Raw genomic sequence first — 11,769 nt, forward strand, 5'->3', positions numbered from 1 at the left:
TTAATTATTTTAGCGTTCGTTTATATTCCTCATGTCTTTTAGGATCAACCTGCGTTGTGCCTGGCATGAAATGGATAGCTTCTGTCCCTGCTTCTTTGGCTTGGTGGTAATACCATTTCTTCCACCGCAAGAAAGCTAGGTTGGTTTCTAATACTTTAATTTTAGCTTCTAACTGCTGTTCGTGTTCGACCATAAAATCGTAACGGTCAGGTAGTGTTTCGTCGCCTATCATACACCAATCAATAAACTGACCAATTTCTCTAATCGGAATCGCTGATTTTTTCAAGCAGTCGATTACTTCGAGATAACCTAAATCATCATCCGTAAAAATCCGGTGGCCAGCTGTATTCCGTTTGGCAAATGGTAATAAACCTTCCTTATCGTAATAGCGGAGCGTATCGACCGAAACACCCATTTTAGTTGCAATCTCACCGATTAAATAAGTTGTCATCTTTTCTCCTTGACCTGGAGCTAACTCCAGGTAGTATGCTTTTTTATAGCATAATATAGAAAGCAGGTTTTGACCACTATGAATAAACCATTAATCGTTATTACAGGCGCTAGCTCAGGATTTGGCGCCGAAATCGCTAAAATTTTTAATACTGCTGGCTATCCAGAATTACTGCTTGGTAGACGGGCTGATAAAATCGCTAACTTACCTTTAAACTTTGAAAACGTCTTAATCGAATCAGTCGATGTCACTAATCAAGCGGAATTTAAAATTGCGATTCAAAAAGCAGAAGCGAAATTTGGGCCGACCGACTTACTGGTCAATAATGCTGGTGTTATGTTACTAGGGAATGTCTTGACCCAAGACGCCAAGGAATGGCAAACAATGCTCGACACGAACGTCATGGGCGTTCTAAACGGCATGCAGATTGTATTACCTGCCATGGTTGAACACCAACATGGGACAATCATCAACATGTCTTCATTAGCTGGTCGTAAGACTTTCGTAAACCATGCTGCCTATGTCGCTTCTAAATTTGGCGTTCATGGTCTAAGCGAAACCATCCGTGAAGAAGTATCGGGCCAAAACGTTCGGATTTCAATGGTCGCCCCAGGCGCTGCTGAGACAGAATTACTAACCCACGTCACTGATCAAGGTGCCTTAACAGACTATCAGGCTTGGAAAGATAGCATGGGTGGCATTACCTTGAACCCGGTTCATGTTGCGGAAGCAGTGAAGTTCATTTATGACATGCCTCAATCAGTTAATATTCGGGAACTCGATATTGCAGCAACACGTCAAGATAGCTAATATTTTTAAGCGCACCGTGACAATTTTATATCACGATGCGCTTTTTTAATTCGCGCCTTATATTTCACAATACTTGTCATTATTTATTTTAACAATATGTTACACCTTCAAACTAATGATTGTTTTACACTGGTTTTTACTCTAAACTAGAGTATAGAAAGCGGGGTATTACTTTTGCCAAAATATGAAGAAATCGCCGACACACTTCGCCAGCGGATTAAGCAAGGAATTTATCCTGCTAACTCGTTACTCCCTAATCAGGTTGAACTTGTCGAAGAATTTGATGCTAGTCGCATGACGGTTAAAAAGGCCATTACGATTCTCACCATGGAAGGGCTCGTTTTTGCCCGTCGTGGTGCTGGCACCAAGGTACTGGACCATTCTTTTTGGAATAAAAATACTGCACCAGCCGATCAATATCGGGGGATGTCCTTTGATTTAGCTGATGCCAATCAAACCCTCACCAGTAAGGTTATTACCTTCAAAGTCACCTTCCCCTCACCAGAAGTTAAGGAACGCCTTACTTTAAGCGCACAACAACCGGTTTACGAAATCATTCGCTTACGGATTGTCGATGGCGTCAACAGCGTCCTTGAACACACATACATGCCCGTTAACCTAGCACCGGGTTTAACAGATGAAATTCTAGAAAGTTCCATTTACAGTTATTTGAAGAAAGACCTTCACTTAACTTTTGCGGGTGCTTTCCGAAATATTCAAGCCGACAAAGCTGATAAATATGATCAAGAATATCTCGAATGTGCACCTACTGATCCGGTTTTAGAAGTCGAACAAGTGGTCTATCTCGATAGTGGTCAACCGATTGAGTATTCCCGGAGTCGTAACCGCTACGACCGCCGCGGTTATACTTACTTGGACGTCAATAACTGCTAATTACAACACAAAAAGAAGCCCTTATCACGTTGATAAGGGCTTCTTTTTTATAGTGCTTTATTTTTCAAGATCTTGTAATTTTTGGTTGTCATCTAATACTGAACGACCGCCATTACCAATTTTTTGTAAATGATTCATACCGAACCACAATAGAATCAATGCAACTACCATAAATAGTAGTAACGTGAAGACTGTTTGTAGCACTTGACCGTTACCTAAACCAGATGTAATTGCTTGTCTGAAGCCTAGGATTGAATAAGTCATTGGTAAGAATGGATGGATGACATTGTAGAAGTGGTTTGTAATTTCCATTGGGAATGTCCCACCTGAACCACCTAATTGGAGCATCAAGAGAACCATCGCCAAGAAACGACCAGGATTGTCGAACGTCATTGATAGGAACATGATGATTGCCATCGATGTCAATGAGAACACAATTGATACTAAGAAGAATTGAGCAGGATGATCAACATTTAAACCTGCAATCATCATCAAACCAGGTTCGATGATTGCCATGCCGACAGCAACTAAGGCGCCGACAGAAATCTTACTTAAGTACCAAGCTGTTGCTGATTGACCAGTCATTGAAATCTTCCGGATTGGGAAGGCAAAGTTGAAGACGATTGCCCCAACGAATAAGGCTAATGAAAGCACGTATGGTGCTAAAGCATGGCCGTAGTTAGGCACATAGCTGTAGTTTGAGTGTTTCAATTCAGCAGGTGCAGCGAACATGTCGGCTGTCTTATTCGTTAATTGGATATCGTTGACTTGTTTTGCGCCACCCTTAAGGGCCGTTGCTAAAGTCTTGTTACCTTCAGTTAACTGTCCAGCACCGTCATTTAATTTAGCTGAGTTAGCAGCTAATTGACTCGTCCCATCAGCTAATTGACCAACACCACTCGTTAACGTTGGGATCTTAGCGTTTAATTGACCTAGACCACCGTTCAATGTTTCAGAACCGGTTGCCAATTGGCTAACGCCACTTGTTAATTGTGGGACTTGGCTATTCAATTGACCAGTACCAGTTGCTAATTGTTGTGAACCAGCAGCCAATTGACCAACACCGCTTGTCAATTGTGGTACTTGACCATTTAATTGGGCTGTACCAGCATACAAGGCTTTTGAACCTGTTGCTAATTGACTAACACCGCTTGTCAATTGTGGTACTTGACCGTTTAATTGGGCTGTACCGGCATATAAGGCTTTTGAACCTGTTGCTAATTGACCAACACCGCTTGTCAATTGTGGTACTTGACCATTTAATTGGGCTGTACCAGCATATAAGGCTTTTGAACCTGTTGCTAATTGGCTAACACCGCTGGTTAACGCTGGGATTTGACCATTTAATTGGTTTGTTCCAGCAGCTAATTGAGTACCACCAGCAACTAATTCACCATTCTTACTTACTAATGCTTTAGAACCATTAGCAGCAGTTGCGACACCTGTTGTATATTTACCTAGACCAGCAATCACTGCTTGTGACCCTGTTTCTAATTGGCTAATACCAGCATCTAACTTAGCTGCACCAGATGCTAAACCAGGATTGCCCTGTGCATCATCGTTCAAGCCAGTTTGGATTGCTTTAAGACTACCTAACATTGAAACAGAACCTTTAACAGCTGCTGTTAACTGTGCGTATTGTGCAGCTGTTGGTTTCTTAGCATCAATTTTAGCATTAATACCAGAAACAATTTGTTGTGCTTCATCCTTAGCTGAAGCGGAGAGTTGTGCACTCAACTTAGCTTTAATGCCGGCTTCTTGTTGTGCACTGAAAACAATGCCAGCTTGTTTTTCAGCATCAATAATTGCTTGTGCTTTTGCATTGAAATCAGTTGTTGCAACAACTTGATCAGGAATCGCATTTAAATCTGTTTGTAAGGCAGGAATCGTACTTTCAACTTGCGCAATCATCCCATTTAATGCTGTATATTGTGCAACGGCTGCATTATAACTTGCATCATCTTTGAATGTTGGATTGCTGTTAAGTTGTGATTGCATCTTTTGTAACCCAGCAGAAATCTTTTGACTACCCGCTTTTAAGTCCTTAACGCCAGATGCTAGACTTGTTGCACCGTTGTTTAAATCATTATTATTTTTAGCAAGTTCTTGTAAACCGTCATTTAAACTACTTGTGCCATCAGTATAAGCTGTTACACCCTTACTTAAGCTAGCAGCCCCATTATTTAAGTCTTTTGCACCTGAGGCTAAGGCGCCTGTTTTACCATTTAACGTTTGTAAACCTGTATTTAATTGACCAGCGCCATTATTCAAATCTTTTGCACCTGAGGCCAATGCACCTGTTTTACCATTTAACGTTTGTAAACCTGTATTTAATTGACCAGCACCGTTATTCAATTGACTAGCACCTGAAGCCAATGCACCTGTTTTACTGTTCAATGTTTGTAAGCCTGTATTTAATTGACCGGCACCATTGTTCAATTGGCTGGCGCCTGAAGCTAATGCGCCTGTCTTACTGTTCAATGTTTGTAAACCTGTGTTCAATTGGTTAGCACCGCTGTCCAATTGGCTAGCACCTGAGGCTAAGGCGCCTGTTTTGCTATTCAATGTTTGTAGACCTGTGTTTAAGGCCCCTGAACCGGCTGCTAATTTTTGAATACCGTCTGATAAAGGTGTCACGCTAGTTTTCATTGTCATAACACCATCGTTCACCTGATCAACACCAGCGGTATAAGTGTTCAAGCCATCGGAAAGTGTGACTGAACCATCTGTTAACTTCTTAGCCCCTGAAGCGGCTGTACTGAAGCCTTTACCAGCTGTTTTGACTTGTTTAAACATAACTTGGGCATAAGCCTTTGTCACTGTTTCACGTACTTGGGCGTTCAATTCCTTGGCACCCATTTCACTGATAACTTCACCGATGAAGTTCAATGAATCATTTGTTTCATATTGGATTTGCATCTTTTTAGGATTCTTATCCAAGACTGTTGCGGCGTTTGCTGAAAAGTTCTTAGGTAAAGTAACGACTGTATAGTATTCTTTATCCTTCAAACCTTGTTTAGCCTTCTTGGCCGAAACGAAACGCCAACCTAATTGGTCGTTCTTCTTTAATTCCTTAACCATGTCTTTACCAGCACTCAACGTTTCACCGTTATAAGTTGCTGGTTGATCATTATTTACGACAGCGACTGGTAATTCACCAGTACTACCGTAAGGATCCCAGACAGATTTCAGGAAAAAGACACTGTACAAGAACGGAATAAACATGATTGCGATTAACGAAATCATGATGATTTTATTCTTGGCAATGAACTTAAATTCATTTTGAATCATCTTCATCTGTAAAACTCCTTACTTAATTTTGATGTATAATCAATTACATTCAATATCCACGATAACTGAATTAGTTTAACCTTTTTTCATGAAAATTTCAACCCTTATGCATTAATCAATCAAACATTAGTCACAAAAAAAGCGTTCCAGGTTAGCCTAGAACGCTTTAGCACACTAATTACTTCCTATAATATAGGTTAGCTGATAAATTTTACTTAACTATCTTGCTTTGCGTGAGATTTCCAAAGTAGTCATTGCACCACTGGAAGGCGATAAAAGGGACCTAAACGTGTTCTACCAACCATATCCTTGCGGTTAGCTCTGAACGTCAAACAATCGACTTCGTTGCTTATTCACGGATTTAGTCTAATGCTCAAAGCCAACCCGTTTCAAACGCGCTCTTATCTTAAACGCGCTCTATTTTTGTCATGCCACCCATGTATGGTACCAATGCTTCTGGGATTGTGACACTGCCGTCTTCATTTTGGTAGTTTTCCAAAATGGCAGCAACTGTCCGGCCAACCGCTAAACCTGAACCGTTCAATGTGTGGACCAAGTTCACGTGGCCATCTTCGTCACGGTAACGAATTTGGGCGCGACGTGCTTGGAAGTCGGTACAATCTGAACAGCTTGAGATTTCACGGTAAGTATTTTGAGCTGGTAACCAAACTTCAATGTCATAAGTCTTAGCTGATGTGAAGCTGGCATCGCCAGTTGCCAATGTAATGACATGGTATGGCAAGTTCAATGCTTTTAAGATGTTTTCAGCATCGTTGGTCATTTTTTCTAATTCATTAAATGATTCTTCAGGCTTTGTGAATTTCACCATTTCAACTTTGTTAAATTGGTGCATCCGGATTAAACCACGTGTATCACGACCGGCACTCCCAGCTTCTGAACGGAAGGCTGGTGATAAGGCTGTGAAGTAGATTGGTAATTGGGCGCCATCTAAGATTTCATCACGGTAGAAGTTTGTCAATGGCACTTCGGCTGTTGGAATCAAGGTCATTGGTTCGCCTTCATTAGTCATTGTGTAAACATCTTCCGTAAACTTAGGAAATTGGCCAGTCCCAAACATTGATTCACCATTAACCAAGTAAGGGGTAATCATTTCTTCATAACCTTCTTTGGCATGTTGATCCAACATAAAGTTATAAACGGCCCGTTCCAAACGTGCACCAGCACCCTTGTAATAAACGAAACGGCTTCCTGAAACTTTAGCAGCCCGTTCAAAATCTAAGATACCCAATTTTTCACCGATATCCCAGTGTGCTAATGGTTCGAAATCAAATTCGCGGGGGGTTGACCATTTACGTTCTTCACGGCTGAAGCTTTCATCCAAACCAACTGGTGCTGAATCATCAGGGAAGTTAGGTAAGCGAACCAAAATATAGTCCACTTTTTCCTTGACTTCAGCTAATTGGGCATCTAAGTCTTTGATTTCTGCGCCGACATTCTTCATCGCAGCGATTTGTTCAGTTGCATCTTCCTTATTGCGTTTAGCAACAGCGATTGCTTCTGAAGCCGCGTTTCTATTTTTCTTCAATTCTTCGGTTTGGACGATTAAAGCGCGCCGTTTTTCATCTAAGGCAACTACCTCATCGATTTCTGCGGCATCAATGCCACGAGTTGCTAATTTATCCTTTGCCCATTGGACATTTTCCCGAATTACTCTGATATCTAACATAGCACTCTCTCCTTTTTATAGATAATAATCAACAAAAAAAGCCTTCTCATCCCCTAATTGGGACGAAAAGACTTCACATTCGCGGTACCACCCAAGTTCACTGATTACCAAATAACCAGTGCCCTTCATTGCTGATAACGGTCAGGTGCCGTGTAGTTATTCACTACCCACTATTACGCTGGAATACTGGATTCAATACCTTCCACCAACCGGTATCTCTCTGTCAATCCATATAGGCGCTTATTCACGTGTTTATCTCTTGCATTAAGAATAACCTATTTGGCAATTAAATTCAATCACAATCCGATGACTTTTGTAACCAAAGTTCTCTTAATAACCCATATAGGCGACCATAGTGATCACTATCTGCATTTTGATTCCACTTAAACATCACAGCATCTGGGTTAACCTTATTGGCCAATGAGATACTTGATGTACTGATGACCATATCTGCATCCGCTAAATCAGCATCATCGTGACTAGCTTTTACATAACGAATATTTTTAAGGGACATCATTAAATCAAAATAACCCAAGAATGATTGTTCTGAGACAACCACCACTTTCACAAAAGTTGTTGGGGCCATGCGTTGAACAACTTGCCGCAAGACATTATAAAGCCCGCTAACAATCTCATCGCGCAAATCACTGATAAAGTCTAAACTTTTATCCATCAATAAATAGTCGACTGTATCTTCAATATCCTGCTTGAGAATCGGATTTTCTTTCAAGCGTGTATAGTCATCCATTAAATGGTTAGCCATCATCGACATCACATCTTGTTTGAACATATAAATCGTCATGACGGTCGCCATTAACGTCTGTACTAATCCTTCAAAGTCTTCTTCTTCCAAATTCAAATGATTTTCAAGATCAATTGGCACTTTAGCTATAAAATCCATCACAAACTTATGGGTTTTAGGAATATAACGCTCATAGCGATCATCGTAAGAAGGCATATAACGATTATTACCTTGTAACAAGATTGGACCAAAGTTCATTAAGTCATAGAAATTAAAGGATTCAGCCATTGCTTCTTCCGTTGTCATCTGTGCCATCGCATTTTTAATGATTAATGCTGGTCCGATAAAAGGCTGATCGATATATGCGTTAATCATGTTGGGAACCGGGTACCGTAATAGATTCTCTTCTGTTGGGCCTTGAATATAGTGTCGTTGAACAATTCGATAGTACATGATGACCACTAAGTATGCGCCCAATTCACGCGTTAAAACATTGGGTCTTGCTAATTGGAAACGGTCGACTGCTAAATCAAACGCCTTTAAGGCATCAATCCGGTCAATCGTTTCAAAAGGCCAAGTGTGTCCGTCAGTGGCTAACCAGAATAAAATGGTGAGCACTAAACGAATCTTATTTTCATCACCTTCAAGGCGAATTGGATCGTAATACATGCGGATATCAAATGAGCGGATTAAATCCCGGACACCCTTCAAATGTCGCAGAGCGGTTGCTTTACTAATATCGTGTGCTTCCCAGAATTGTTCGAAAGTGACTTCTTCGCCCTTGAGCAAGATGTTCACAAAATCAAACACATCCGATTGGTTCACTAAGTGATAATGATAGGCATCCAATGGTACACTGAATAGCTTTTGCACATCTTCAGTGTCTTCACCAACAACTTCTTTCAAATCAGCAACAATACTCATATAGGTATTATATAAACTCCCATAAGTACGGTTTAATAAGGCCGCGACCTGCTTCAAATTCACGTCGTCGACTAGTGGCTTATTTTTTCGAGATAGTGCAATTCTTTTTTTGACGGGTAATTCATCCCGCTTCAAACTCGCGATATCCAACAACAAGCCGTATTTATCATTTTCGGCCTGCGTTAAAAAAATACTATCATTTCTATTCAACTGACTAACCTCCCGGAAAGTTATCTATAAGGAGCAATTTATTTTATCATTAATGACTAGGGAATGAAACCACATCTCGCTTCAATAAACAAGCGTTGCTTTTTACGCTAAAAATGCTAGAATATTTAAGTGACGTTTGGTGGCGAAACACCACATGTTGTATATCAATAACACTTAAAACACATTTTATAGTCAAAAGAGGGAGACTGATGACATTGCTCGTACTTGCTGGCACAATTGGTGCAGGAAAAACTAGTTTAACAAAATATTTATCTGATCATTTAGGAACGGAAGCTTTTTACGAATCCGTCGACGATAATGAAGTATTACCTTTATTTTATAAAGATCCTACTAAGTATGCTTTTTTACTCCAAATCTATTTCTTAAATAAACGATTTGACAGTATCAAGCAAGCTTACACCGATGATAACAACATCTTGGATCGCTCAATTTTCGAAGATTCATTACTCTTCCATCTAAATGCTGATCTTGGTCGCGCAACAGCAACTGAAGTCCGCGTTTACGACGAATTGTTAGCCAACATGATGCAAGAATTACCATTTGCTGCCCACAAGAAGCGCCCTGATTTATTAATCCACGTGCGTGTTAGCTTTGAAACAATGCTTTCACGGATTCAAAAACGTGGCCGTTCTTACGAACAATTAGATGCTGACCCAACCCTCTACGACTACTATAAAGAACTAAATAGCCGTTACGATGCTTGGTACGAAGCTTACGACGAAAGTCCTAAGATGCAAATCGACGGTGATGTGCTAGATTTCGTTGAAAACGAAGCTGATCGTAAAAAAGTCATCGACATGATCGACCAACGCGTTAAAGAATTAAACGAACAACAATCTAAAGCAATCTGAATCTGATTTAAAAAAGGCCTGGATAATAACTTATCCAGGCCTTTTTTGCATACAAATGTGTACGTTATCAATCGAGCTCAGATTTTTCTAAATGTGATTTTTGAATCCATAATTCGTGAACAATGCCATATAACCGCGCATAATGATCGCTGTTGGCATTCAGACGCCAGACAAACGGCACGGCATCTGAATTGGTATATTCTGGCAAGGTAATACTTGCCGTGGTGACGACTAGATCAGCATCCCGTAGTGCATCATCACTAGTACTAACATCGACATATTGAATATTCTCTAAGGCGGCTAAAATATCCATATACCCTAAGTAATCCTGTTCAATCACTAGAGCAACCTTAACGCGGTTAACCGGCCGATATTGTTGAATCAATTGACGCACTAAATTATAGTAGGCCTTCACAATCGCATCTCGATTAGGCGCAAATAATCGAAATTCAGGTTCAAATAAAAGATAATCGATTGTTTGACTCACATCAGCATGTAACTGCTCGTTTGGCCGTAATAGCTTTAGCCGTTCCATTAATTGATGAGATGCCACTGAAGTCATATCATTCCCTAATACATGAATATTAGTCGTCACAACGAATAAAGCGTTTTGGAGTTCGTGATAAACGGCATCAGAAATCCCTAAGTAGCGCTGAATATCGATTGGCGTCCGTTCTAGGAAATGCCGGACAAATCGATAAACTTCTGGTACATAACGTTCATACACCTTACATTCGTCCATATCAAATCGCTCTTTTGACTTCAAAGGCATTGGGCCGTATTTCAAAATGAAGTATAAGCCAGCCGACTCTGCGCGGCATTGCGCCGGCGATAGTTGTGCCAACGTTGCCCGTAAGTTAATGAGATCTTGCGTAAAATCAGCGACTAAATAGGCATTCGTCAAATCCGGATACGGATAGCGAATCAATGACATCCGCTCATCTTCTTCAATAATCTTCCCTTGCATCACACGATAATAAGAGACTGCAATCATATAAGCGCCAATCTCACGGGTTAACAAATTGGGTTTTTCCAACTGATAGGCCTCAACCGCATAATCAAACGCCTCGTGTGCTGTTTGCTGATTAACCTCATCAAAAACCCAGGTATGGCCACCAGCTGCTAGCCAATATAAGGTCACCAGTGCAATCCGAATCGCCTTTTCATCACCTTCTAAGTGAATTGGATCGTATGCGATGCGGACATTAAAAGCGCGGATTAAATCCCGTACCTGTTTTAAATGTCGTAAGACTGTCGCCTTACTACTTTGATGCTTCTCCCAAAACGATTGGAACGAGACGTTGCCACCATGTAATAAAATTTGGACAAAATCATAGACATCCGAATTTTTTACCATATAAAAATGGTAAGCATCACTTGGTACCTTGAAGAGCTGACGAGCATCATCCGTATCAGTGCCTAATACTGCCTGCAAGTCACCTACCATACTCATATACATATTATATAAACTACCATAGTTACGATCTAAAAGCGCCGCAACCTGTTTTAAATTCACATCATCAATCAGGTAATCAACCTGTCTGGCCATACTAATTCGTTTCTTAACGGGCAGTTCATCCCACTTAACGTTAGTAATATCTAAGAATAAAGCATATTTTTCTTTCTCAGCTAGCGTCAAATAAATACTGTTCGTATTCATCTAAGTAGCACCTCCAGTCCAAACTAACTATCATTGGCAAACGACTGATGAGCTAGAATTAATTTTATATTAATTTGAATTCTTTTATTACCGCAGTTCTATTATACCCTTATCAAATGCAATTAAACATTATAATCATAAATAATATTTTAGAATATTATAATAATATACATAGTATTGATTATTAACATTGAGCTGCGTTAAATAATTATTAATCTCATCCCGTTA

At 40.2% G+C, this 11,769-nt stretch carries 8 protein-coding genes; 3 read left to right on the forward strand and 5 right to left on the reverse strand.

Annotated features, from left to right (window positions below; translation table 11 throughout):
• Positions 1 to 4: 4 nt before the first annotated feature.
• Positions 5 to 451, reverse strand: a complete 447-nt coding sequence (locus C0213_09865; GenBank protein ID AUX12698.1) for a MerR family transcriptional regulator — start codon at positions 449 to 451, stop codon at positions 5 to 7.
• Between the two features lie 78 nt (positions 452 to 529).
• On the opposite strand from C0213_09865, the gene C0213_09870 reads away from it, so the two are divergent.
• Positions 530 to 1,261, forward strand: coding sequence for an oxidoreductase (locus C0213_09870; protein AUX12699.1), 732 nt, complete (start codon positions 530 to 532; stop codon positions 1,259 to 1,261).
• Positions 1,262 to 1,435: 174 nt separating this feature from the next.
• Entirely contained in the window at positions 1,436 to 2,155 is a 720-nt protein-coding gene (locus tag C0213_09875; protein AUX12700.1) for a GntR family transcriptional regulator, read from the forward strand.
• Between the two features lie 57 nt (positions 2,156 to 2,212).
• Here the strand turns inward: C0213_09875 and C0213_09880 are convergent, their stop codons facing one another.
• The 3 genes from C0213_09880 to C0213_09890 form a co-directional block, all read right to left on the reverse strand.
• Positions 2,213 to 5,446, reverse strand: a complete 3,234-nt coding sequence (locus C0213_09880; protein AUX12842.1) for a YhgE/Pip domain-containing protein — start codon at positions 5,444 to 5,446, stop codon at positions 2,213 to 2,215.
• A gap of 406 nt (positions 5,447 to 5,852) precedes the next feature.
• The gene (locus C0213_09885; protein AUX12701.1) at positions 5,853 to 7,133 is read right to left on the reverse strand and encodes a serine--tRNA ligase; all 1,281 of its coding nucleotides are present in this window, start codon (positions 7,131 to 7,133) and stop codon (positions 5,853 to 5,855) included.
• 292 nt (positions 7,134 to 7,425) lie between these two features.
• Positions 7,426 to 9,009, reverse strand: coding sequence for a hypothetical protein (locus C0213_09890; GenBank protein ID AUX12702.1), 1,584 nt, complete (start codon positions 9,007 to 9,009; stop codon positions 7,426 to 7,428).
• 209 nt (positions 9,010 to 9,218) lie between these two features.
• Here C0213_09890 and C0213_09895 point away from each other — a divergent pair, with 209 nt between their 5' ends.
• Entirely contained in the window at positions 9,219 to 9,881 is a 663-nt protein-coding gene (locus C0213_09895; protein AUX12703.1) for a deoxynucleoside kinase, read from the forward strand.
• 67 nt (positions 9,882 to 9,948) lie between these two features.
• Here the strand turns inward: C0213_09895 and C0213_09900 are convergent, their stop codons facing one another.
• Entirely contained in the window at positions 9,949 to 11,541 is a 1,593-nt protein-coding gene (locus C0213_09900) for a hypothetical protein (protein ID AUX12704.1), read from the reverse strand.
• Between the last annotated feature and the right edge of the window lie 228 nt (positions 11,542 to 11,769).

The sequence above is a fragment of the Latilactobacillus sakei genome, assembly GCA_002953655.1.
Classification (GTDB): domain Bacteria; phylum Bacillota; class Bacilli; order Lactobacillales; family Lactobacillaceae; genus Latilactobacillus; species Latilactobacillus sakei_A.